This window comes from Paenibacillus pasadenensis (assembly GCF_023715725.1).
GTDB lineage: Bacteria > Bacillota > Bacilli > Paenibacillales > Paenibacillaceae > Paenibacillus_O > Paenibacillus_O pasadenensis_A.
In genome coordinates, this window is the sequence record NZ_JAMBOT010000012.1 from 19,432 (window position 1) to 43,672 (window position 24,241).

A 24,241-nucleotide genomic window follows, 5' to 3' on the forward strand; every position below is an offset into this window, starting at 1 on the left:
TCTTCCAGCAAGGGTAAGAAAAGGTAGCGAATACTACCTTGGAGGTGCCCACGATGAACCTGATGATGACAAGACGTTTAAACGGAAAAAGAAAAAACAGCCTGGCGCCAGCGAGCATCGCGCTTGCATCCATGCTGCTGCTTGCCGCAGGCTGCGGCGTTCAGAGCAATTCCTCCGCCAATACACAGAACACGGCAGGCAGCGGAATCGTGGACGGCTCATCTGACGTAGGGCCAGACTCCGCAGGCGAACCGGTTGCAGAAGCTACGCCGACTCCTGATAAGCCTGATCCTGGTCAAAAAAACGAGACACCTGCTACCCAGTCCCAGGAGCAGCAGGGTACGGGAACGTTTAATGGATTGGCGGACGGACATTCCGCAGAGATTGAAACAAAGACGGATACAATTGTTTTCCAGGCGGCCACGGAGCAAATGGAGCAAATGAAAAACTTCGAATTCGGCGACTCCGTCAAATTCCGCTATATCGTTAAAGAAATCGAAACCGATACCGGGAGCAAGGTGAAGCAACCTTGGCTTATCTCCATTGAAAAACAATCTTGATAATGGAAACGGAGCGGAGGGGTGCAGATTGAACATCGCGGTTACAGGCGGCACCGGCTTTGTCGGACAGGCACTTATAGAGGCTTTAAGTGAGGCGGGACATTCCGGCTGGATTATATCCCGCTCGGCGGAGAACAAAGCTTCCGGCACTGGGCTTAGCCCAGCCGGGAGCTTTGTTCAAATTAGCTGGCAGCAGCTTGAGAAAGATCCGCTTCTGCTGAAAGGCGTTGATGCGGTTGTTAATCTGGCTGGAGAAACTATTAGCCAGCGTTGGACCAATGCTGCGAAACAGCGCATACGCAGCTCTCGAATAAACGCCGCTTCTGCGTTGTCCGCTGCGCTTAACCGAGCGGGCCTGACGCCTGATGTGCTTGTGCAGGCATCTGGAGTCAATGCATACGGCTTTTCGGATTCCGCAACATTTACCGAGGATAGCCCGGTTTCGGAGGGCGACTTTTTAGCTTCGGTTGTACGGGACTGGGAGCATGCAGCACGAGCAATTCCCGCGAAACGAATTGCACTGCTTCGCTTTGGCATCGTATTGGGGGCATCGGGCGGCGCCCTGCCGAGCATGCTGCTCCCCTTCCGCATGATGGCGGGCGGCCCGTTGGGCAGCGGTGATCAATGGATATCATGGATACATAAACAAGATTTGATTCGGCTTATTATTCATACGCTGGAGCATCCATCGCTTGAAGGAGCCGTTAATGCCGTATCGCCTGAGCCAGTCCGCAACAGCGAGTTCGGCAGAGCTGCCGCAGCTGCTCTTGGCCGGCCCTATTGGCTAGTTGCACCTGCAACTCCGTTGCGGCTCCTGCTCGGCGAAATGTCCGAGCTGCTCTTGAAAGGACAGAAGGTGCTCCCGGCTAAAGCTATCTCATCAGGCTTTCAATTCCGGCATCCCTCCATCAGTGAAGCGTTGAACGACCTGGTTGGCAAGCATTCATCGTGAAGGCTTCTCACTCCGCAACCATACCTTTAACCTGCCCTGCTTGATTCATGCTGTTCAAACGAATAGATACCGGCGCCTGCAAGCTGAAGAACGTCCCCGTTCTCCAGCTTGTATTTTTTATAAGGAATCATCATTCTGCCGTTTAATAACGATCCGTTCCGCGAGCCAAGATCCTTTGCCGTGCAGCCGTCAGGGCCGCAATAGACTTCCAGATGCAACCGCGATATTCCATTTGTAGAGTCGACCCATTGCGCCGCTTCATTAGAACGCCCTATTGTGGTAGTTCCAGCGGGCAGCTCCATGCTCTCCTTAACGCCGTCCCGGTTGCGTACGAGCCGTCTGCTCTCAGATCGGCCGGACTTTTCGTTGTTAACCCCGAGCAATACGGTCCGTTCCGAGTTACTGGCTGCAGCAATCCGCGTATCCGCTTTTGTTTGTTGAATCTGCAAAATCGCTTGATTGTTATGACCGCCCGATGTGCTCAATGCTGCACCTTGTTGCTTCAGTCTAGTTGAAGCGGCTTGCTTCAACGTGTCGGCTTCGTCTCCATAAACAGGCTTTTGAAACCGTGTTTCCACGTTGCCTAAGGCATCCGGCCTTTCTTTTGACCCACTGTGTCGCTCTTCCTCCATATGCTCCGGGGTTTCCGCTTGGGCCCAGCGTTGTCCGCCCTTAAAGGCAAGCGGCCCTGAATCCGGCTCAAATTTCAACTCGGAATTTGCCTCCCGTATACTGCCGTGCCCTGCTTCCAGCTCCGAGGCTTCGCGTTTTCTCCAGATTCGAACAAGCACTGCGCAGGCCAGCAAAGCGGCGCCGATGCAAATGATTTGATTCGATTTTGTTGGATTGCTTCCGTACAGAAGCTTCCAGGGCAGCGCCGCAAAAGCAGCTGTCGCAAGGGTAAGGACAGCCCGGTTTGGCGTTTTTTTAACCATTAGTTCCGTCTCGTCCAATATAACGGACTCTGAAGCAGGCAGGGGCAGAAGCTCCTCTGCCGTACGCACTCCCATTCGTCTCCCCTTCAGACCGGACAGCAAACTTTGCTCCTCCGTCATATGCTTGCGTACAAACGCTTGACCTAACCCATCCATCCCAGCCGATCGCTCCTGAGAAAAGCTTGAATCAAAAGAGCTAGGCTTCATCGTTTCGCTGCTATCCGAAACACGCCCCGGGTCGGATATTCGTTGAGAATTTGAACCACGATTTTTATCTGCTGAACGGCTTGAATCCGACAGAAAACTTTCACTCAGATCATTGCCGTTAGCGACGGATTGAATTCCGTTAATGTTAACAGACAGTATCAATAATCTCTGCTTCAGCCTGGAAAGCGGGACTTTTTCGTCTCCTATTTCCTTTAGAACGGAGGGCAGCTCCATATCGGTACGCCTCGCCGATCCTGCGCAAATTGCTGCCAAAGCAAGCAATCTTGCCCGTAGCGGCAAGTCCTGCACCGTTTCCGCGCGCATCGGAACATACACCATCCCAGAATCGTTCCATGTCTCGCCGACAAATATAAACGATTCGTCCAGCAGCAAATTATCCGGAACAAGCAGACAGGACCGGCATTCCTCTACCGCCGAAATAATCCCGTATAACAACTGATAAAGCTCATCCGGCCCTTGCAAGCCTTCCTCGATTCGCTGCTTCAGCATTCTTTTGCCGGTTAACCGGTAACGCAGTCGAATCGTACCGTTGGTGTCCTCCCATTCGATTGGCAGAAGGCCGGGGACTCGAACATCTTCCAGCATCGCGAGCTCCATATCTTCCAATTCATTTCTCGAAATCCCTCCAGCCCGCGTCAGAATAAGCTCATGTTCCCGATTCCATTCATAATCAGCCTGAAAAAAGCGCATGCTCCCATTCCCTTTCCGTTCTCCTCTAATCATCCATAGCCGCTCCTTGTGTCAAGCCAATAGCTTCATAACAATTGCAGCCGGCAATACGGCCAGCATGAATGGAAACCGTACTAGGGTCTGTTTCCTAACACTCTCCGTATCCGACAACTCCGCCGGTTTAAACCGGACAGCTTTAACGGCCAGCAAGTAGATTCCGCCGCCAATTCCGCCAAGGAGCATGGAATATAACATTAGCTCCAGCACGGAAGCAGCGCCAAGCCACGCTCCGGCTGCTCCAAATAACTTCACGTCTCCTGCACCGATGCCACGAAGCAAATAAAGCACCAGCAGCGGAAGAAATCCTGCCGCCGCGCCTAACATCGCTTGCCAAAAACCGTCCCAACCGTTTGAAATCGAATGCAGCAGCAATCCGCCAACGAAAAAACCGCCTGTTAGAATGTTGGGTATACGCATGGTGCGCACATCAGACCAAAACGCCGCTCCAAGCAGCAGAGCTGTGCCGCTCCAAATTAAGCCTGACAAATACGTCATCCTTCCCTGATAAGATCATAAAATCCGGCTCATCCAGCTTTTTTCTGAACATGAAACGGCATGGTCGCCGTACCTCCATCTGAACTAGTTACGATGACTTCCCAAATGCCGGCTGTGGTGTTTCCCGAGACGAGCCAAGTCCACTCCACCCTGCCGGTGGAATCGGCCGTCTTGGTTCCGACGTGGCGCGATACACTGTTTCCGCTTTTGTAGCGCACCTCCAGCGTTACCTGTGCGCCGGGTGCGGCAACAGCAGTTAACGTTGCTTTGCGTCCCGGTTTTGCAGGCACAGGCGTAAGTCCGGTAATTCGAACGGTTCCTTGCTCCGGGCCCAGTACTTTACCTGCTGCGGCAGGAATTGAATCCGCCATCCACACTCGCTCCATAGCGGTTCTGCGAAGGATAATTTTCTCGCCTGTGAACGGTACCCGGATCGGAAATTCATATTCCGCCTCCAACAGCAAAAAAGCATTTTCTCCGGTTGTTAAATCCGGCAGCTGAACACGGGAAAGGCTCAGCCTTTCCTTATTTAGCAACGTGTTCTCCGCAGACTCCCGCAGCAAAGGCTCCAGCGCTGGCCGGGCTGCTTCGCTCGCTGCCCAATCCACCGCAGGCTGCCAGTTGCCATTAAGCACCGCTTCAGTCAGCTGGCCCGCAGGCATAGGTAGATGACCTGCTGCTTGAGCTGCAGCTTCGCTCCACGCCGGCAGAGGGAGTTGGCTCGCCGCCTGCGCTGCATTCAGCCTTGCATCCAGCTCCTGCCGCAGCAGCTGAGCAGGTCTGATATGGGCGGCAATCTGCTTGGCGGTGTTGTCCACGGTCCTCTGCAGCGCTGTCTCCGTTGTCGCAAGCTGGATAAATGCTGATAAAAAGACAAGCAGCAGCAGGAAAATCGGTAAAACCAGCGCAGCTTCCAGCAGTATAGAGCCCTGCTCGCTGCGCATGATTGCGGCTTTAGTACGACCATCCCGCAAGCGAAGTCGCTTCATATCGTCCTCCTGACACTTGTCCATCCAGAACGCCGCTCGCTCCGACGAGCTTCGTAAGCCCCGGCAAAAACCAAAGCGGCAGCGAACCCTGCATGGCGACGGAAGCCCCAGTAGGAATTTCAGACAGCTTTGCTCCGGTACGGTGTTCAATGATACCGGTCATCCGGCTTAACTGAGCATTGCCCGAGCCATGCATAATAGAGAAAAACCGCATGTAATCCAAATAAGTCAGCTTTGCCGGAGCATACTTGGAGAGCTCAACCTCGCCAACCGTGGTTAAGGATTTGAAATCTTGCAATGTTTGCTGCAAGCCATATACAACGGACATGGCAAGCACAAGCAGCGGATTGCCTGCACCCTTATTAACAATGAGGCCTTCCATCGTGCGAATAGCAAGCCGCAGCGCGAACAGCTCCCCGTAAGCCGCTGCAAGATTGCCTGCCGGATTGCTGAATCCATATAAAATGTATTCCAGCTCCTGATATTCAATTGAGGTTAGCTCGGTGGCACCGCTTTGCGCCATGCCGCCTGCAAATAAGGTTTGAAGTCTGCGCGGGTCCATGGAAGTAAATCTTCGAGCCGCATACTCAGCGGCAAGCAGCCGCTCTCCGCCTGCTCCCAACATTGAACTCAAGCCGTCCATAACGCTGCCGCCAAGTTTTTGGGATTGAGCGGCTGCTTCGTCAGCGCCTGATGAATTCTGGATACGCTGCTCTTGATTCTGTTTGATAGACGTTTCGTCCTGTGGAGGGCCTCCAGAAAGGAGCCTTTCGTTGAAAATCCTGTTATTTTCAGCGAGCCGTTCCACTTTTTGAAACAGCTCCAGTTCAGCGGCGGATGCTTTGAGGCTGTTGAAACCATCCAATAGCTCCCTTGCCTGCCTCCATAATGAAGCGGCCTTCTTTTTCTCCGCTTCCCGCTGCCGCTTGCTGCTATCCGTATTGGTGACAAGATTTTTCAATCGCTCCATGTCCCGGCCGGGATCGATATAAGCCTGCCAATACAGGGATAACCGCTCCTGCAAATCCCCGGCATCTCCTTTCAGCAGCGGAATCTGCAGCGGGTCATGCTTCGCAAGAGCTCCTTCAAGCCGTTTGCCCGCTTCTCTGGCGTCTGCGGCAAATAGCCGAAACCTCTCCGCTTGGCTCTCAAGAAGCTGCTGAGTCTCATCAAACCAGCTTTGTCCAAGCAGCAGGCTGGAGGCATCCGCAACCCCCGTTCCGATATCAGGGGCCCCCGACTTGTCACTTGCTCCCGGCTCACGCGCAGCAGTTCTTGGCGGTGCGGAAGCAGCATTCGTGGAAGAGCGGTTAGCAAGCGTTTCTAAAGCTTTTTCCTCTTGGTGCGCCAGCATAAATTGTTCGCGTGCTTTATCGGTGAGCCGCTGGTGCTGATCCGCAGCCGCGGCAATATCAAGCAGCCTTGACGCCGCCTCTCCCGCATTAGCCTCATACTGCTGAATACGCTGCGTATTTAGCTCGGGAAAAGCCGGGGGCTGCACAACTGAAGCAGTTACCGTCTGCAATGCAGCATTGTAGGCATCCATTGCTGCATTATCCATCGTAATCCAGGCCAGATAACTTCCGTATCCGTCCGCAGCTTCTTTGAAGGTTGCGGCAGCCGCTCCCGCACCGGCAAGCGGCACCAGCTTGTCTGCAGCCGTTTCTCTTCCTAACGCGGCGGCGGCATCCAATTGACCCATCATCTCGGACAGAGCTTTTTGCCGGCGCTCAAAAATCTTCTCCGCCTGCTGTATCGTATCAACCGTTGCAGCTGTTTGCTTCATGGATGGCTGAAGCGGTCGAAACTTATCCAGCAGCTCAATTGTCAGGTCAATCGGCCCTTTATACTTCATTTCCTGCTCTATCTGACGGCGCAATACAGGCCATTCCCCCAGCATTAGAGCAGGCTGCACCGAGCTCTCCCTCACTTCCATTTTCAGCATGTCGAACGTTCGGACCTGACTCTCTCCAGAAGGCGTAGAGCTATTCAAGCTGCCTGCTACCGCTTGCGCCAGAAGCTCATCCGCGCTGCTGCCTCCCCGTCCAAACAGGCCGTACCGTTCATAGAGCTGCTCATCATATGCGGAAAGAACCGAGCGAACAGACGACTGTGCCGCACTGTCGAGCTTGTAACGAAATGCCGCAATCCTTGAAAAATCAATCAACAGAGCCATGAGCAGGAGGACTGCGGACACGACCATGCAGGTCCACACCGTTACGGCGCCAGAGGCGTCTGTACACCGCCGTCCCCAAATGCTTTTAGCCATCTCATTCCGTTCTCGTTCACGGCCTGCCCGAGGCATAATCTGTCAGCGCCTTTCCAGCCGAAGCCGCATTGATTTCTCTCGAAGCTTGGAATTTGGCGGTATAATAGCGAACCAGATCGACCGACCGAATGAATTCCACGGGATCTATAACAGCTGCGGAAGCTGTTACTTGCGCCAGACTTCCGTTGCTGCCCGGCAGCGAAAACGGGAGCTTCAGTGCCGCTTCGGCTCGGCGGCTCAGCGTTTCCCGACGATAGGTCAGCTGCCCCCGAAGCTGAGGCGACAGCCGATGCGCGGACTTGCTCAGCTTGCTCTCGGCAAGCGAGCCAGCTTCCTTGCCGCTGACAGGAAGAGATACCAATGCCGCTTCAGAATCCTCGTTGGCCGTTTGGACAGAGCTGAGCAGCCCGTGAAGCAGACTGTCCTCAGCAAGTCTCCAATACAGCCCGTCATCCTCGCCAGCGGGCGGCAGCCCGGAATCGCCTCGTTTGCTATTGTCCCAAAGAAATACAGCCGCTTCAGCCGCTCTTGCAGCAGCGCTCTGTACAACTCCGCCTTGAAAAAGAATCAGCGCTGAAATAAGCCAGGTTAGCGTGACAGCCATCAGCAGCGGAAACACTGAAACCGCCTCTAACGTGTGGCTCCCCTGATCATTCTGGAGAAGCCTTCGCCATAAATGGCCGCAGTTATTCAAAAATCGTGTTTGCTTGATCATCCGCTTTACCCATCAGGTTTTTGACCAGATCAACGATCCAATCTTTGAATAACAAGGCAATGATGATAATAACTGCAATAATTAAAATAATTTCCAGCGTGCCAAGCCCCTCCTCCGATTTGGAAAAACGGCGCATTGCTCTTCTTGTTTTCATCCCTAATAACAGCATCCGGTTCATTTCATATATCCCCCTTCATCCTCTTTCATTATGAGTTTCAAAAAGCTCTCAGCCGTTCATCATCAGCATTGCCGGCGCTCCTACCAGCACCATCAGAATAAAAAAAATCCCGGTCAGAGGAAAAACGAGCTTAGAGGAAGCCTCCTCGCCGCGCGCCCGCGCCGTGCTTCGTCTTTTATCCCACAGCGGCAGGGATATCTCCCGCAAAGAAAGCGAAAGCTGATCGCCGCCACGCCGATAGTTGAGCAGCAGAACCGTCGTAAATACCGAAACCTCCTGAACCGCGCAGCGTCTGCTGAACGATTCCATTGCGGCGCTGAAAGACTGTCCGTTTGTTATTGCTTGCAGCGCTTGAGCCAATTCGGCATGTAAAGGGTCCGTTCTTGCCAATCCGCCTCCGCCGCCTGCGCAGCGCATCAACGCCTTCTGCACCGTCTCACCAGCGCCGACAAGCAAGGTCAGCTTGCCAATCAGCTCGGGCAGCGCGAGCAGCATCTCCTGTTTGCGTCTTAACGCCTGCTGCTGCAGCTCACGAAAACGCCCTAACGGAAAAAGCAGCCCGCATACGAGCGCAGCCCAGGCAATACCCGGTTCTTCCGACAACCCGGCAATCAACAGCCCTGCCGCCGCTGCCCAATAACCGCAGCCCGCAGCGCCTGCAGCAAACAGCCGTGTGTCCCTTGACGTCCACTTATCGCCTTTAAGGGGCGCAGCCTTTGCATGCAGCAGAATCAGCGCCTCATCCAAAAGCTGCGGGATTCCTCTTTGTTCAAAAATCCGCACAACCGGTTCTGCTGCAAACGTTCTGAGAAATCCCTCTCTGCCAAGCCCCGTAGAAGCACTTATTCCAAGGCGCACAGCTTCTTTCCAGCCATAGCCTGCAGCCAGTACGCCAATCCACGCCAGTGCCATAGCTGCGGCTGCCGCAGACATCACCATCGCAGTGCCCCCTTCACAGCCGTATATTCATCATCTTCATCATTACCCATGCGCAGAACGCGAACAGGATCAGCGCAATCGTAAGCAGCGCGTAACCGATAGCACTGGCATAAAGCGGCGCCATATAATCGGGGGCTGCCGCATGCAGAAAGCCCAAAAAAAGAAAGGGCACCATCAGCATAATGCGGGACTCAAACCTTTTTCGCGCGATCAACACATCAATCTCTTGATTGACCTCTATCCGCTCCCCGATCTGCTGCGAGGATCTGCGGATAATTTCCACCAGATCGCCGCCAGTGCGCTTGCAAATGGTAAACACATCCGTGAACTGCCGGATCTCGTCAACACCCGATCTAAGCGCAAAGTCCATCAAACCGGATTCCAGCGTCTCCCCGTTAGCGCAGCGATGGCGAATTCGCTCCAGCTCATCCATGAGATCTGTTCTGGAACCGGGATACATCAGCTTCAGATCGTCAAGCGAGGCAAACAGCGCATTTTCAACGGAGCGGCCGGCCGCCAGCGAGGAGGTTAAGGAAAATAACATCTCTTTGAAATGAAGCTTGAGCCTTTCCTGCCTGCGCCTGCGTGCATAATTCCGGTACAGATTTGGCGTCCGCAGCGCCAGCAATGACAATACAAGAGCCGCAGGCACATTGAGATAAAACAGATAAAAAGCTGTGAACAGCACTCCGGCGCCAGCCCCAAACGCAGCGAGGAACTGAGCCCGGCTCAATTGAAACTCCTGGTAGTCCGTTCCATAACGCGATTCCTTGAGATCATTTGCCTCTTTGCTCGGCCACCCCAGCCCTGCTAGCTTCGATTCAATCAACCGCATCGGCATGCTCCTTCACAGTCTTAAACCCTGCGCGCAGCCATTTATCCTGCCGGATCAACTCGCTGCCGGTACGCCGCAGACATGCCCTTCCATCGATGCTATGCTCAAATTGAAAAAGCGGCTCCAATTCAATCTCCCCGTCTCTCATACCGGTAAGCTGAGAAATTTCCAGAACCTTGCGGGAATAATCCCTCATTCTCGACAGATGAACAATGACGTCAACGGCCGAACTGATCTGCTGCCGAACAGCCGGAATCGGAATGTCCGATGCGCCAAGAACCATCGTTTCCAAGCGGCTCAGCATGTCCCGGGCGCTGTTTGAATGCCCCGTACTGATAGATCCATCATGGCCGGTGTTCATCGCCGCCAGCATATCCGCCGCCTCCGATCCCCTGACCTCACCGACAATAATCCGGTTAGGCCTCATCCGCAGCGAAGCTCGAATCAGCTGGCGCATCGACAGCTCGCCCTTACCTTCCGAATTGGCATTACGGGTTTCCAGCCGGACCAGATTAGGAACGTTCAATTGCAGCTCTGCGGAATCCTCCACCGTAACGACCCGTTCATCTGCAGGAATAAACCGGGAAAGTGCATTCAAAAATGTCGTTTTTCCGCTTCCTGTTCCTCCGCTAATAAAAATGTTATAACCGGCATGGACCAGCTTTTTTAAAAATTCCGCTGCTTCATCAGTCAAACAGCCGGTGCCGACAAGGTCTGCCATTAACAGCGGCCGCTTAGGAAACTTCCGTATCGTAACGACCGGCCCTGATAAAGAAGCAGGGGGCAGCACGATATGTACCCTTGAGCCGTCCGCCAGCCTGGCGTCCACAATTGGCGCGGCTTCATTCACGGCCCGATTGATCTCTGCAACGATAGACTGGATCAAGTCCTCCAGCCGCTCCCGGCTTTCGAAGCGTTCATCAAGCTGCTCGATCCTGCCGGCACGTTCGACGAACAACGTCTCATGTCCATTAATCATAATCTCCGTGATGGAGTCGTCCTCTAACAGCGGCTGCAATACATCAAGCCCGCGAAAGGAATGATACAGCTGCCTGACAAGCCTGAGCCGAGTGGAGGAGGTTACGCCCCGGCTTCCGAGCCGGTCCTCTACAACGTTCTCCACCGTCTGCAGCAGCTCTTCGTCACTGATTTCAACGCTTGTCTGAAGGGCTCGACGCAGTTGCTCCCTCAACTCCCAAACAAGTTTTTCATCCGATGGCTGCAAAACGGCTTCCCCGCTCACGCTCTGCCTCCATGGGCTGGTTCAGGTCCAAAGAGGCGGCAGAGCAGCTGACCTACAGCTCGGATATAGGAAGGAGGCGCATCCGGCGCAATTTCTAGACCAGGCGCATAAGGAATATGTGCAGTAAACGGCAAGCGGTCGGATTCGAACAATGAGGTGCCCTCCTCGGAAAGTGCGGCTCCGTTTTCCCCATGCTCAACTTCAATAGGCTGCCGGCATTGGCTGCACAAATAGATGAGTTTATTGTGAGCCTTCTCCATCGTCTCTGGATAGCGACGCGACATATCTTGCAGAGCCAGCCTGGACTTATGGCTTGAAGAAGGCGCAGCCTCCGACAGCCAGCAGATCGCATCGCTGCGCGACCATACTGCGGCGGACGCATCATCCATAATGCTGTCCAGATCTGCAATTATCAGGTCGTATAAACGGGATTCCGCCAATGCTTGCAGCAGCTGATGCGCATCCTTGCCTGTCATCGCCGCACGCTCTTCCGAATTTGAAGGCTCTCCGATGTAATCCACTTTCATCCTTCTGCTATATTTGCGCAGTTGAGCAATTTGAGTCCCGATATTCTGCTTGCCTGACTTGACTGCATATAAAAGCGCTTCGAAACCGCCCTCCTCGCTCGCCTCCCCTGCCGAACGAAGATGGCATTCTGCCGAGTGATAATGCTCCAGGTTCAAATAGAGCACTCTCATCCCTCGCTCCGCCGCCAAGCGGGCAAGCCACAACGAACAAATTGTTTTACCTACACCTCCCACGGCGCTGCATATCGAAACAACAGCTGAACTTCCGTCCAGATCAAGCCCCTCTCTTGTTCCTCCCGCCTGAACAGCCTCGATTCCAGAAAGCAGCTCCGGGAGCGGCTGATATTGCAGCAGCTCGCTAAATCCGCCTCCTTCACCCTTTCGCCGGACTAATGCAGCGATGACGAGATGTTCAGGGAGCTCTCCCGCTTCCTTCAGCAGCGCTGGCTGAGCCAACAAAACATGAACCGGATATCCGCCTTTCAAATAATGCCGCAACGAATCTCCGCTTGTGCAGGACGTAATCCGCCAACGCTTGCCGAAGGAAGAATTCCGGGCAAACTCGGAAAGCCTCCTGACATATTCGCTCTCCGCCGCAGCCACGATTAAATCCAGCCTGGACATGTTTAAACCTCCTTTCCAGAACGCAAAAAAGCACCGCAAACGGGCAGTTAATCTGCCTGTTTGCGGTGCTTCCGCAAGTTCAATTCATAATTTGGTTTGAATATATCACGGGTTTCCACCGAGGTCAATGACTTTTTGGTAATAAAATCCTTATCATCAAACTCCGGTACATTTATATCGATAATCAAAAATTAATCTATCAACCTTTTGCTAATTCCGCCTGCATTTTATTCCAATCGCTTGTAAACCGCTCAATGCCGATATCCGTAAGCGGATGTTTCCACAGGCTTGGCAGCAGCGAGCCTGGAATGGTGGCGATATGAGCGCCGGCAATCGCGGCTTCTTTTACATGCTCCAGATTACGTACGCTCGCGACGATAATTTCAGTGGAATAACCGTAGTTGCGAATGATAGCCGACAGATCGCGTACCAGATCCATGCCGTTCATGCCGATATCGTCAAGTCTGCCAACGAAGGGGCTGATATAGGTAGCGCCAGCTTTAGCAGCCATCAAACCTTGAGCGGCCGAAAATACGAGAGTTACGTTTGTTTTAATCCCTTTTTGCGAAAGAGCATGTGTTGCGTATAGTCCTTCCTCCGTAAGCGGAACCTTAATGACTACATTCGGCGCCCACTCCGCAATCTCCAGTGCTTCCTTCAGCATTTCCTCACTTGTTGTACCGGTTACTTCTGCGCTGACAGGCCCGGAAACAATACTGCAAATCTCTTGGACAACTTCTTTGAATACTCGTCCTTCTTTGGCGACAAGCGTCGGATTTGTCGTTACGCCGTCAACAAGGCCAAGCTTGGCGATTCGTTTAATTTCTTCCACATTGGCTGTATCCAAGAAAAATTTCATTTTGTTATCCTCCCTGATTTTCATATCATTTCCTAGGAAATACTGTTAAAGCAATTGTTCGTGACGTCAGAATACTCTGAAAAGAGACGGGTTACAAGGCTCTTTATGGAATCTTCATTCAAAACACATTCGATCTTTAACAGGCAATAACGCCATAATAACCGAATATTCCGACTAATATTCATGAATTATTTTAGAGCAGTGAGGGACATCACCTTCCGGCAATGCCCCTCCGCCAAGCTTAAATGAATTAACTCAGTTCTCCGTCAGCTCCAAAAATTGACGAATATCCTCACTGCTCATCGCAACCGCGCTTTCCCAAAAGCCCTTTTGCTGCAGGTTGACTCCCATATGCTTCAAAGCGAGCTCCTCAACCGTCATGCTGCCGGTATCCCGAAGCAGATTGACGTACTGCCCAGCAAATTCGGATCCGGCCTCTTTAGCGCGAGCGTATATTCCGGCGCTGAACATATAACCGAATGTATACGGGAAGTTATAGAATGGCACATCCGTAAAAAAGAAATGCAGCTTGGCTGCCCAGAAATGCGGATGGGCTTCTCCAAGAACGCCGCTGTACGCCTCGCGCTGCGCAGCTGTCATCAGCTCATTCAGCCGTTCCACGGATACTTCGCCGTTGCGCCGCTCCTCGTAAAAGCTCAGTTCAAACAGTAAACGCGCATGGATGTTCATATAAAACGCCACCGCATTCTGGATTTTCAGCTCCAGCAAAGCGATTTTTTCTTCTTTGGATTCCGCCTGTTCCAGTTGGGACTGAGCAACGATTATTTCCGCAAATGTCGAAGCTGTTTCGGCAACATTCATTGCGTAATGCTTCGAAAACGAAGGCAGATCCTCCATCACGTAGCTGTGATAGGCATGTCCCAGCTCATGGGCAAGCGTTGAGACATTATCCACCGTGCCGGAGTAGGTCATGAAAATCCGTGTCTCCCCGTTCACGGGGAACGTGGTGCAGAAGCCGCCGGGACGTTTGCCAGGCCGGTCCTCGGCCTCGATCCATTGTTCCTTAAAGGCCATTTCCGTAAATCGAGCCAGCTTTGGATCAAAGCCTTGAAATTGCTCAATGATTAGTTTACATGCATCGTCATAGCTGAGCTTTTTGGAGACGGAGCCAAGCGGAGCCGTAATGTCGTGCCAGTCCAGCTTCTCTACGCCAAGCAGCTTCGCCTTGCGTTCAAAATAGCGTACCAGCTCTTGTTTGCCGTCATTGATCGCAGCCCACATTGCATCCAGTGTAGCTTGGCTCATCCGATTCATCTTGAGCGGTTCTTTAAGAACGCTGTTCCAGCCCCGGCGGTCGTATAGCTTCAGACGGAAACCAGCGATATGATTAAGAGCATCGGCGCACAGCTGGGCATGCTCGGACCATTCCCGCTCCCATTCGGTAAACGCCTCGGCGCGTACGCTCCGGTCCGCATCGCTTAAACGATTATACATTTGTCCGGCAGAAAGCAGCTCTTCCTGTCCATCCTTATTTTTAGCCCGGAATTTTGCTCGCGAAACGATTGTGTTGTAAAGATTGCCCCATCCATGATAACCGTCAACGGCAAGATCGGCCGCAAACGCTTCCAGTTCAGGACTCAGCTTCTCCTTGGCGTTTTGCCGCAGCTCATTCAAATAAAAACGAACCGGGGAGTTCTGCACCCATCCATCCCAGATGGAGTCCGGCGTACGGCTGATCAGGTCTTCAAATCGCGTCATCGCGATCGAGTATTCCGCCCGCATCGACTGAACTTGTCCGTTCAGTTGAGCTGCCGCCGTATCTCGTACATTTTGAGCCAGCAGACATCCCGCAAAGCTGTCTACTTGCCCCAATCGGTCAGCGATGGATTGAAACGCCTCCGTCCATCGGTCGAGCTGCTCCGGTCTAGCTCCAGGCACTCCTTCAGAGCCGGAAGCACCGGTCAATTCTTGTCTAAGCCGGGCAAGATCTTTTTTTAACGCTTCCAGCTCGCGGTTTAATTCCGGCGATGCGGCGCCGCCAGGGAAAAAAACCTCTAAGTTCCAGTTCATCGGGTAGACAGAAGTAGACATCGTATCGTATCCTCTCTTCCCGGCCGGGTTATGTACACAAAAAAGCAATGCTCCAATTGCATCGCAGGTACGGCCGTTGTATGCTACCATTATAGCTTGCGATGCTGCATGTCCGCACTGTGCCGGACTGCCGCGAAAAGGCAAGGAGGTTATATATCATGTCCAGACCGCTTCAAATATCCGCTGATACCGCGGTCCGGCTGGCAAAAGAGCTAAACGTGCCGCTGGAGCATCTCATGCATATGCCGCGTCATATTTTGCTGCAAAAGATGGCCGAGCTGGCCCGCACCATGCCGGATTCGAATGAGCCGACAGTTAATGAGGGCAGCGCGGATTCAACTAACGATCGGAAGCCGGGAGATCCGTCGTGATTCCGTTTGAACGAGCTTGGCCCTATGATGTGGAAATGAAGGATTTGTTCGCTTCCTGCCCTTTCTGCAAAAAAGAGCATGTGCTGCTGCCGCTGAAACCGGGCGATCTTAACGATATCGGCAATGGCGCCAAAAGACTGCTTGTGTTCCCTTGCTGCCACAGCAGAGTTACCGTACTTGATTCCGATCAGGATTATTTGCTTTTGGACACCCCGGTCCGCCAACTGTAATCAGCAAAAGAGGGAACCTGCCATCAACGGCAAGTTCCCTCTTTACTTATCTAAAGCCAAGCTCGGAGGAACTCCCATCCCCCGCAGCCATCGCCCACTCCGGCATTTCGTTCGACTGCTCCCGAATTAACTGCCATTGCCTCCGGCTCGCTTGAATCATCCCGGCATCCATAATGGAGTTGTCGTGTACAACGCGAGAGAACCAGCGTACCGCTTCCTTCCGGTCATCCAGCCTCCGATAAAGCTCCCCGATCAAATACATCAGCTTGGCATCGTTATCCACATGCTCATGCTCAAAAACCGACTGATACGCATCTAGCGCAAATTTCATAAAGCGCCGTTCCTGCTCTGCTTCGCCTCCATAGCGGTGCAGCCAGGCAATATGATGCAGCAGTCCAGCGACGAGTCTTTCCTTTTCGCCGATCGCTTGGGCAGTCATGAGCGCGAGCTTGTAACAAGCTATCGCCTGCTCCCTCGTTCTGGACCCAGCATAACTGCGGGACTTCCACTCATTCCCAATTGCTTGGTAATATGCCTGTTTCTGATCCGGCCGCAAATGGCGGGTGCTGTTCTCCGTCGAAGCAAATCCGCATTCGGGACATACTCTCACAACATAAAAATCCGCATTGGCTCCATCCTTGTAGTAGCCGCAAAAATCCGTGTCAACGGCAATCGCCCGTTTGAAGCTGGAACGAACGCGCGAGGTTGGAAACGGGCTCTCGCAGCAAGGACAAGTGACTTCGATTTCATACAATGGTTCCACTGCGAATCAACTCCCCGATTACCAGAATGTTGCTCTACTCGTTCCGGCCCTCAAGGTCTGTATTGACAAAGTGGTAGGCCGGTCCGCTTAGGCGGTTGATAACAAAGGTCCTTAGATCCTCCGGCATGCCAATCTCCTGCGCCGCCCCATCCATGCAATCCAGCCAAGCGGCAGCGTGCTCCGTCGTGATGGGAAAGGGCAGATGCCGGGCTCTCATCATCGGATGCCCATGCTGGTCGGAAAAGAGCGAAGGACCTCCGAAAAATTGGGTCAGAAACTGGATTTGCTTTTCCATAACCGGGGCGATGTCTCTTTGAAACAGTGGAGCTAACAGCTCGTTTTCGACCACCCTCGGATAAAAAGCATGCACGAGACGGTGAATCGTCTCGGCTCCACCCATTAGCTCATAAGGACTACTCGAATTATTCATCGGTAAAACAACCTCCATTTATTAGTTCTAACGATCTAAGAATATAGTCCTATTACTTAGACAATCCTGCATGAAATATTAAACATGGATCTCCTTAAATTGTATCATAACGAAAAAAATGCCCGCTACGCGGGCATTTCTGGGATATGGTCTAAGTTATAGGTCAGCTTTCGTAATCTTCTTCACCAGGAGCCATGAGGGACTCGCGAATCACATACACAAAAGCACATACCAAAATGCCTGCGACAACACTCATTCTCATCACTCCAAACGTTTAGAGTAATGCTATTGTACCATAAAGACCGAGGAAAGCCACCCCTTTTTGCAAGCGTTTTCTAAAAATATTTAATTTTTGTGATTTTTCTGATAATAGTCCCCTCTTCTGATTTTCAAGCCTGTCTCATAGGCTGTTTATATAGGCAAAACAACTACGGCCAACAGGAAGGTGAGCTTTCGATTATGCTGAGGTCGCTGCTGCATCCCTCGACTTTGACGGCCCTCATTGCCGCTCTGCTCATGCTGCTGATGGCCCTTTTTCCCGCGCCAGTACTGGAATCCTCGTTGAAGGGTCTCTCCATCTGGTGGGAGGTTCTATTCCCGGCGCTGTTTCCGTTTTTTGTTCTTTCCGAGCTGATGCTTGGACTTGGTATCGTTCATTTTGCCGGCAGACTGCTTGACCCGTTCATGCGCCCGATCTTTCGCATTCCCGGCAGCGGCGGCTTTGTGCTCGCTATGGGATTCCTATCCGGCTATCCCGTTGGAGCAAGGCTGACCTCTCAGCTATGGGACCAAAGGCTGATAAACCGAGACGAAGGAGAACGGCTCGTTGCTATCACCACAACGTCAGATCCGATCTTTTTAATCGGTGCCGTATCGGTCGGTTTTTTTCATCATCCGGCTATCGCTCCCTTACTGGCAGCCGCCCATTACGGGGGAAGCATCATTGTCGGACTATTGATGAGATTTCACGGATTACGGCACACCGGAGGCGACACCGTACAGGAGGGACGCAAAACACAAGGGCGAACCCGCAATCCACGAGGTTTGGCGTCTGCATTAAAAGCCATGCATGAAGCCAGGCTCCTAGACGGGCGGCCGTTCAGCATTTTGATTCGGGATGCCATTCAATCCGGGTTGAAGCTGATGGTTGTCGTTGGCGGCCTTGTCGTTTTATTTTCCGTCATCATGGAGCTGCTGCGTCAAACGGGCGGACTTGTCATCCTTGAACAGCTGCTTGGAATGCTGTTTCAAGCGCTGGGAGGATCTCCGGCATCCGCCGGAGCCATTATGAACGGTTTGTTCGAAGTGACGCTTGGCGCAAAAACCTCTTCCGAAGCTGGCGTTCCGCTCATGCACCAGACAGCTTTGGCCGCATGGGTGCTCAGTTGGGCGGGGTTATCGGTCCATGCGCAGGTCGCCAGCTTGCTTAGCCATACTGGCATGCGCTATCGCCCGTTTCTGATTGCCCGTTTCATTCATGGCTTGCTGGCTGCGGCACTTGTTTATGTATTATGGGGCTGGATTGGGCCAGTTTAAGACAAAGAGACATAAGCCGCAGACAGTTCGTCCGCCTTGCACATTGTGTTCATTTTTATTTTCCGCTATCATCAGGGTATCCTGATTGAATTCGGAAGGAGCACCTGCGTTGTTAAACTATGTGGTATTGAGCAGAGGCGACCGGCTGTCCAACGAAATGACGGAGCAGTTTCACCGGCTGGCGGCCGATCGCGGATTCATCCGTAACGACCAAAGACCGGACACTGTCATTTCAATTGGCGGAGACGGCACTTTGCTGCATGCCTTTCATACTTATTTGGAACGGATCAATGAAATCTCATTTGTTGGCGTACATACGGGACATCTCGGATTTTATGCGGATTGGCAGGCGAACGAGCTGGAAGAGCTGGTTCGGATGATGGCGGAAAATCAGCCGAAGCTGGTTCATTATCCATTGGCACAAATTGAGCTGGAGACGCCGGAAGGCACAACAGGGTACTTGGCGCTAAACGAGTTCACGTTGAAAGGCGTTGACGGTACGCTGGTCGTACAGCTCAACATCAACGATGAGCCGTTTGAAATGTTCCGCGGAGACGGGATGGTCATTTCCACGCCGACAGGCAGCACCGCCTACAACAAAAGCTTGAACGGCGCAGTCATCCATCCGTCCATCCCTTCCCTGCAGCTGGCGGAAATCGCCTCTATAAACAACAGGGTATACCGGACGCTCGGTTCATCCGTTATTCTTCCACAGCATCACCATTGCGACTTGATCTCCAAAAAAGACCAGCGTCTGCTGCTTACGATTGATCATCTGAGCATTCAGAGAGCGGATATTCGCTCCATTCGCTGCAGCGTCGCCGATTCCAAAGTGACCTTCGCCCGCTATCGGCCGTTTCCGTTCTGGAATCGCGTGCGTGATGCGTTTATTGATATGGACGATTGCGACCGCAAGCCAGGGGCACGCAGCGAGCAGGACAAGCCCATCTGAACGGAAGCAAATAAAGCCCCCTTCACCTTTGCATCTCTGGTGGAGGGGGCTTTGTCGATTATAATTATTCGTCCTGCTGCGAATCCGGGCTTGCCGGGCCACCGCTTTGCTGCGGCGGCTTGCGCCGTCCGCCGCCGCTCTGGCGCTGCTCCGGCGCGCCGCCGGAGCGGGCTTCGCCACTGCCGCCCTGTGCGGCGGCGCCTCCGCCTTGGCCGGCCGGGCTCTGCTCCGGCCCGCCCTCGCGGCGGCCTCCGCCGCGCCGCTGCGCGCTGCCGCGGCGGCCGCCCGCGCTATGCTCGCGGCGCTGCTCGCCGCGCGCCTCCGCGCCGCCGCCTTGCTCGCGGACGCGCTCGCTGCGCGGCTCCTGCGCCTGCGCGCGCTCCGCCGGTGCGCCGCTGCTTTGCTCGCGGCGCTCCCGCCGCTCGCGGCGGTCGCCGCCGGAAGCATGCGGCGGCCGTTCGCCGCGCTTCGCGGCGGCATTATCGCCGCCCGAGCCCTGCTCGCGGCGATCACTGCGCTTAGCGCCGCCGCTGCTCTGCGGCGCTGCGCCCTGGCGCTTGCCGCCGGCTTGCTCGCGGCGGCTGCCGCCCTGCGCGGCGCGGCGCTCGCCGGCGCCAGGCTGCTGCTGCGTCTCCGCTGCAGCAGCTGTTTCATCGCGGCGTTCGGCGTCCGCAGCCGCGCCATCCCGTTTCGCGCCGGAAGAGCGGCCCTCTGCCGTCCGGCGGCGATCCGCTGCAGGAGGACGGCTGTAGCTGTCCTCCTCGAATCTTCTAACTCCAGGCACGATCACGATATCGTCGGCGCCAGGTAGCTCAGGAGGTGCGTCCGGGTCGCTTGAGGCCGGTTCCTTCAGCTCCATGATGAAATAAGCGCATCCAAAATTGCAATATTCATTAATGTATTCCATCATGCTGGAATATGCCGTGTCCCGGTTCGCCTTGGGATGAGTGTCCCGGTAAAAGCCCTTCAGCCGAAGCTGATTATAACCCCAGTCTCCCAAAATATAATCGTAACGCTCCAGCACATCGCTGTAACGGTCCCGGAACACCTCGGTATTCCACGCTGTTTTATGCTCATAAATAAGCTCATACTTTCTGGTACCGACAAAAATCAACGGGAAGCCCTCCTGACGGCGGAAGCGGCAGATTACACGCCGGAAGCCGCTCCTGCTGCTGATTTGACCTGCTCATGCGCATGGTACGAGCTTCGCACCAACGGGGCGGACTCTACATGGCTGAACCCCCGGGCTAAACCGTCTTCCTTCAACTGTTTGAACTCGTCGGGGTGCACGTAGCGAACAACCGCTAGATGGTTCGGAGTCGGCTGGAGATATTGTCCAAGCGTCAAAATATTGCAGTCGACAGCGCGAAGATCATTCATCGACGCGATAATTTCTTCGTACTCTTCGCCTACGCCGAGCATGATGCTCGACTTCGTCGGAATGTCAGGATTCATTTCCTTCGCCCGTTTAAGCAGCTCCATGGAGCGTTGGTACTTTGCTTTAGCGCGGACGCGGTCGGACAACCGTTCAACCGTCTCAATATTATGGTTAAGAATGTCGGGCTTTGCATCCATGACAACCTGCAGAGCATCCCAGTTGCCCATAAAATCCGGGATCAGAACTTCAACGCTGCAAAACGGGAGGCGTTTACGGATAGCTTTAATCGTAGCGGCAAAAATTGAAGCGCCGCCGTCCTTCAAATCATCCCTTGCTACGGAAGTGACAACGCAATGGCGCAGACCCATCTGCTCCGCCGCTTCAGCGACGCGCTCCGGCTCTTGCAAATCAAGCTCGGTCGGCAGACCGGTTTTGACAGCGCAGAACCGGCAAGCGCGGGTGCAAATATCGCCAAGAATCATAAACGTCGCCGTGCGGTTCGCCCAGCACTCGTAAATATTCGGGCAGCGCGCTTCTTCGCATACGGTGTGCAGCGTCTTGGAACGCATCATATCTTTAAGCTCGGCGTAATTGCCGTCGGTCGTTAATTTAATTTTGAGCCATTCCGGCTTTGGTGCCCTGGGTTTGGGCGCTCTTGTGCTCATTGAATCCCCTGCTTTCTGTTGGTTGGTCCGCTGCTGCGCTGGTCCAACTATATCGGCGTAAAATTGATCGAATGACAAGGCTTAAAGCTGTCCTCTATTATAACATGTTTCGGATAAAAACCAATCCAAACGCAGAACCTAAGCAACAAGCTCAAGTTCCCGGTGGAGGTGTGCAGTGAGATGAAAAAATGGATCGCCGCGGCTGCCGCAGCAGCGCTGTTAAGCACCAATGCGGCTGCTGCCGTCCATGCGGCGCCTAATCAATCAGAGGAACCGGCCAAGGAAGCCGGCGCGCTGGAAGTCCGCCGGTCCGCTTACGACCGGCTGTCTTTAATGACAGGACTGGAGTGGGAGCAGATTGCAGCATTGGATCAATACGAGCGTACAATTCGCAAGGCCCGGCCTAAAGCCCGGCCCAAGCTTGGTTCCTGGGTAGGACTTTACGTAACGCCTGAGCAATGGAGCGGAGCTTTAAATCCGGATCAGGAGGACCGCGATCCGACGTCCATTCATTTTTTTGGAGGTATCGGCAAAGACGGCGACGGCGATGGCCGGGCCACTCCGTCCAGTGATATCGACCTGCTTTATAGTCAAGCCGCGACCGTTGCCAAATACGGCACCTCCACCGACGATTTTCTGATCGGGGTATGGGAGTTTTACCACAATATGCGCGCCGTACAGCGCGTCAATCAATTTTCTCAGCTGTATCGCACCTTCGGCAGGCTGAATCTGGATGAAGGCGCATTTCCGGTTCCGGTCGGAACTCACTATTCGTACAAAAGCACTTGGGGTTCCGCACGAGGCTGGGGCGGCCACCGCACGCATGAGGGCACCGATATTTTTGCCGATCACGGCCTTCCTGTCCGCAGCACCTGTTACGGCGTCGTCGAAAATATGGGCTGGAACGCCTACGGAGGCTGGCGCATCGGCATCCGTGATTTGGACAACCGCTACCATTATTATGCGCATCTCTCCGGCTTCGACAAATCGTTAAAGTCAGGACAAACGGTCGAGCCCGGCAAAATCATCGGCTGGGTTGGCAGCTCCGGTTACGGCAAGCCAGGCACATCGGGCAAATTCCCGCCGCATCTGCACTATGGCATTTATCGCGACCGCGGCATGATTGAATGGGCGTTTGATCCATATCCGCTGCTTAGACAGTGGGAAAAATCCGACTACAAAGCGCGCAAAAAACGGGCCAAATAAGTGTAAACATGAGAAAAGGCAAACGGAACCGGCTCCGTTTGCCTTTTTATAATTAAAAGTCATTCGCCTCCTGATTCGTCTCCGTTGCCTCCAGTCTCGGGAGCGTTCAACGCGTTAGGTGGCAGAGAGATCGCTGGAGCCGATCCCGCGCTATCTCCGACCGGACGCCCTTTTCCGTCGTAATAGTACGTTGGAACATCGCCCACAACCATCAGATAGGAGATTGGAATTTCCGTATCTACACTCTCCGATACCGAGTCAAACGGAATAATGACTGACAGCTCGGCCTGAATGCGAATATATACTTCCACCAAAATCATATTGATTCCAGCGTCCTTTTGCCGTGTGCTCAGCTCAACTCTCGCATCCCCAATCGGCTCGTAGCGGATCGGAACGCGAGGACCAAACGATGCAAGCAGCGGACTACCGACTGCCAATCCAATCGGGATGCCTTCCCGAAAGTTTTCCGTTTCCTTCAGCGTATCCTGAACCGTCTCAATCGTTTGAGCCGTTATTTTCATATGTTCGTTGTAATTCATCATAAAACCGGTCATCTTGCCGCTGGAATTTGTTTTCCAGTCAATTAAATTTTCGAACTTTGTGCCCGAAGCGACCTGATCGGTAATCGCTTTATTGATGGCTTCCGTCATAATTTGTTTTACTTTAATCTGCGCTACCCGCATCAGCGGCGGCTGCAGCTTTTTTTCCACGTAAATGAAAGTGTTGACGGCAAGCAGCGTAAACACAATAGCGGCAAGCATGAGCTTCCAGCGCTTTCCCCGTCGGCGTCTACGCTTCGGATGGGTGAAATCTTGCGCTGCGTCTGCCGTTTTTCCCGCCATTCGCCATTGCGGAATTCTGACCTGCCATCGCCAGGCCCCCTGCTGCCCTCCGCGGCTGCCCGCCGAACGGGTCAGTCTCATCCGTTTGACCGGCCGGACCGGCATCCGCCATGAAATGCGGCGTCTTCCCCATCGCGCCATCGGCTTCCCTCCCCGGACAACTAGGCTTCCTTTTCATCCTATGCGGCCATGCCTTGGATCAGAAGACGGCTTTTCAGGCATTATTCCTTTATTAATTGAGCTGCATAGAAGCCTACGTCGTCATCGTTTAGGGATCATTTGCTCCCTTTCTGCTTTGTTCTGCGTCACACACAACAAAAAACCGGTCCGCATGCGAACCGGTTAACGTCATTTTAAATTAATTCAATTGGATTCGGTTGACAGGAAGCTTCGCCTTGCTTTCTTCAAGCTTTTCTTCCGGTAATCGGCGTTTCAGCTCCATCAGCTCTCGAAACCAGGACTCGTCCCAGGTCATCAATGCAAGCTCAATCAGCACATCCGTTTCATCGGAGCTGCCGGCAGTGCTGCTTTCATCCAGCTTGCGGACTTTGGAAGCACGGGCCCCGACGCGTTTGCCGACGATTCTTTCCCGGTCGCTTTGCGTGACAACGATGCGGTAGATTCCGGGCTGATCCGCCTCGTCGACGAATCCGATGAACTTTTCATCCATGACCGTAACACCGCTCACCCAATCGCCCACTTTGATGTTATCCATTCCAGTCTCCATACTCATACCGCT

At 53.6% G+C, this 24,241-nt stretch carries 25 protein-coding genes; 7 read left to right on the top strand and 18 right to left on the bottom strand.

Features of this window, described 5'->3' with window-relative positions; genetic code table 11:
• Window positions 1-53: 53 nt before the first annotated feature.
• Complete coding sequence (locus tag M3223_RS20085) at window positions 54-560, top strand: hypothetical protein (RefSeq protein ID WP_251564951.1); 507 nt, start codon at window positions 54-56, stop codon at window positions 558-560.
• Between the two features lie 28 nt (window positions 561-588).
• Window positions 589-1,512, top strand: a complete 924-nt coding sequence (locus tag M3223_RS20090) for a TIGR01777 family oxidoreductase (RefSeq protein ID WP_251564953.1) — start codon at window positions 589-591, stop codon at window positions 1,510-1,512.
• Between the two features lie 26 nt (window positions 1,513-1,538).
• Here the strand turns inward: M3223_RS20090 and M3223_RS20095 are convergent, their stop codons facing one another.
• From M3223_RS20095 to M3223_RS20150, 12 genes are all read right to left on the bottom strand, one after another.
• The gene (locus M3223_RS20095) at window positions 1,539-3,398 is read right to left on the bottom strand and encodes a DUF6382 domain-containing protein (protein ID WP_251564955.1); all 1,860 of its coding nucleotides are present in this window, start codon (window positions 3,396-3,398) and stop codon (window positions 1,539-1,541) included.
• Window positions 3,399-3,416: 18 nt separating this feature from the next.
• The gene (locus M3223_RS20100; protein WP_251564957.1) at window positions 3,417-3,890 is read right to left on the bottom strand and encodes an A24 family peptidase; all 474 of its coding nucleotides are present in this window, start codon (window positions 3,888-3,890) and stop codon (window positions 3,417-3,419) included.
• A 38-nt stretch (window positions 3,891-3,928) separates the two neighbouring features.
• Window positions 3,929-4,888: a hypothetical protein gene (locus M3223_RS20105; RefSeq protein WP_251564959.1), complete on the bottom strand. Its 960-nt coding sequence runs from the start codon at window positions 4,886-4,888 to the stop codon at window positions 3,929-3,931.
• Window positions 4,854-7,157: a hypothetical protein gene (locus M3223_RS20110; RefSeq protein WP_251564961.1), complete on the bottom strand. Its 2,304-nt coding sequence runs from the start codon at window positions 7,155-7,157 to the stop codon at window positions 4,854-4,856. The genes M3223_RS20105 and M3223_RS20110 overlap by 35 nt, the downstream gene beginning before the upstream one ends.
• Before the next feature lie 16 nt (window positions 7,158-7,173).
• The gene (locus M3223_RS20115; protein WP_251564963.1) at window positions 7,174-7,776 is read right to left on the bottom strand and encodes a hypothetical protein; all 603 of its coding nucleotides are present in this window, start codon (window positions 7,774-7,776) and stop codon (window positions 7,174-7,176) included.
• Window positions 7,777-7,843: 67 nt separating this feature from the next.
• Complete coding sequence (locus M3223_RS20120; protein WP_251564965.1) at window positions 7,844-8,050, bottom strand: Flp1 family type IVb pilin; 207 nt, start codon at window positions 8,048-8,050, stop codon at window positions 7,844-7,846.
• Window positions 8,051-8,098: 48 nt separating this feature from the next.
• Window positions 8,099-8,989, bottom strand: a complete 891-nt coding sequence (locus M3223_RS20125; RefSeq protein WP_251564967.1) for a type II secretion system F family protein — start codon at window positions 8,987-8,989, stop codon at window positions 8,099-8,101.
• A gap of 13 nt (window positions 8,990-9,002) precedes the next feature.
• Complete coding sequence (locus M3223_RS20130) at window positions 9,003-9,824, bottom strand: type II secretion system F family protein (protein ID WP_251564969.1); 822 nt, start codon at window positions 9,822-9,824, stop codon at window positions 9,003-9,005.
• A complete protein-coding gene (locus M3223_RS20135; protein ID WP_251564971.1) occupies window positions 9,811-11,067 on the bottom strand; it encodes a CpaF family protein in 1,257 nt (418 codons plus the stop codon). Before M3223_RS20135 ends, M3223_RS20130 begins: the two co-directional genes overlap by 14 nt.
• A complete protein-coding gene (locus M3223_RS20140; RefSeq protein WP_251564973.1) occupies window positions 11,064-12,218 on the bottom strand; it encodes a hypothetical protein in 1,155 nt (384 codons plus the stop codon). Before M3223_RS20140 ends, M3223_RS20135 begins: the two co-directional genes overlap by 4 nt.
• Before the next feature lie 199 nt (window positions 12,219-12,417).
• Window positions 12,418-13,077 carry a fructose-6-phosphate aldolase gene (fsa, locus tag M3223_RS20145; RefSeq protein WP_251564975.1) on the bottom strand — a complete coding sequence of 220 codons (660 nt, stop codon included), beginning with the start codon at window positions 13,075-13,077 and terminating at the stop codon, window positions 12,418-12,420.
• Between the two features lie 255 nt (window positions 13,078-13,332).
• A complete protein-coding gene (locus tag M3223_RS20150; protein WP_251564977.1) occupies window positions 13,333-15,129 on the bottom strand; it encodes a M3 family oligoendopeptidase in 1,797 nt (598 codons plus the stop codon).
• Window positions 15,130-15,287: 158 nt separating this feature from the next.
• On the opposite strand from M3223_RS20150, the gene M3223_RS20155 reads away from it, so the two are divergent.
• Entirely contained in the window at window positions 15,288-15,500 is a 213-nt protein-coding gene (locus tag M3223_RS20155) for a YycC family protein (RefSeq protein WP_251564978.1), read from the top strand.
• Window positions 15,497-15,730, top strand: a complete 234-nt coding sequence (locus tag M3223_RS20160) for a hypothetical protein (protein WP_251564980.1) — start codon at window positions 15,497-15,499, stop codon at window positions 15,728-15,730. Before M3223_RS20155 ends, M3223_RS20160 begins: the two co-directional genes overlap by 4 nt.
• Before the next feature lie 46 nt (window positions 15,731-15,776).
• Here the strand turns inward: M3223_RS20160 and M3223_RS20165 are convergent, their stop codons facing one another.
• Window positions 15,777-16,493 (bottom strand): DUF2225 domain-containing protein, encoded by a 717-nt coding sequence (locus M3223_RS20165; RefSeq protein ID WP_251564982.1) that lies wholly within the window; start codon window positions 16,491-16,493, stop codon window positions 15,777-15,779.
• Window positions 16,494-16,527: 34 nt separating this feature from the next.
• Window positions 16,528-16,923, bottom strand: coding sequence for a globin (locus tag M3223_RS20170; RefSeq protein ID WP_251564985.1), 396 nt, complete (start codon window positions 16,921-16,923; stop codon window positions 16,528-16,530).
• Window positions 16,924-17,382: 459 nt separating this feature from the next.
• Here M3223_RS20170 and ylbJ point away from each other — a divergent pair, with 459 nt between their 5' ends.
• Together ylbJ and M3223_RS20180 are read left to right on the top strand one after the other, a co-directional pair.
• On the top strand, window positions 17,383-18,459 hold the full coding sequence (gene ylbJ / locus M3223_RS20175; RefSeq protein ID WP_251564987.1) for a sporulation integral membrane protein YlbJ: 1,077 nt from the start codon (window positions 17,383-17,385) through the stop codon (window positions 18,457-18,459).
• 157 nt (window positions 18,460-18,616) lie between these two features.
• Complete coding sequence (locus M3223_RS20180) at window positions 18,617-19,411, top strand: NAD kinase (RefSeq protein WP_251565096.1); 795 nt, start codon at window positions 18,617-18,619, stop codon at window positions 19,409-19,411.
• A gap of 64 nt (window positions 19,412-19,475) precedes the next feature.
• Here the strand turns inward: M3223_RS20180 and M3223_RS20185 are convergent, their stop codons facing one another.
• Window positions 19,476-20,525 carry a YutD-like domain-containing protein gene (locus tag M3223_RS20185; RefSeq protein WP_251564989.1) on the bottom strand — a complete coding sequence of 350 codons (1,050 nt, stop codon included), beginning with the start codon at window positions 20,523-20,525 and terminating at the stop codon, window positions 19,476-19,478.
• A 32-nt stretch (window positions 20,526-20,557) separates the two neighbouring features.
• A complete protein-coding gene (gene lipA, locus M3223_RS20190) occupies window positions 20,558-21,505 on the bottom strand; it encodes a lipoyl synthase (RefSeq protein ID WP_353057721.1) in 948 nt (315 codons plus the stop codon).
• 129 nt (window positions 21,506-21,634) lie between these two features.
• On the opposite strand from lipA, the gene M3223_RS20195 reads away from it, so the two are divergent.
• Window positions 21,635-22,660, top strand: a complete 1,026-nt coding sequence (locus tag M3223_RS20195; protein WP_251564993.1) for a M23 family metallopeptidase — start codon at window positions 21,635-21,637, stop codon at window positions 22,658-22,660.
• Window positions 22,661-22,719: 59 nt separating this feature from the next.
• On the opposite strand, the gene yunB is transcribed toward M3223_RS20195, so the two are convergent.
• Window positions 22,720-23,643, bottom strand: coding sequence for a sporulation protein YunB (gene yunB / locus M3223_RS20200; protein ID WP_251564995.1), 924 nt, complete (start codon window positions 23,641-23,643; stop codon window positions 22,720-22,722).
• Between the two features lie 217 nt (window positions 23,644-23,860).
• Window positions 23,861-24,235: a hypothetical protein gene (locus M3223_RS20205; RefSeq protein WP_251564997.1), complete on the bottom strand. Its 375-nt coding sequence runs from the start codon at window positions 24,233-24,235 to the stop codon at window positions 23,861-23,863.
• Window positions 24,236-24,241 lie beyond the last annotated feature (6 nt).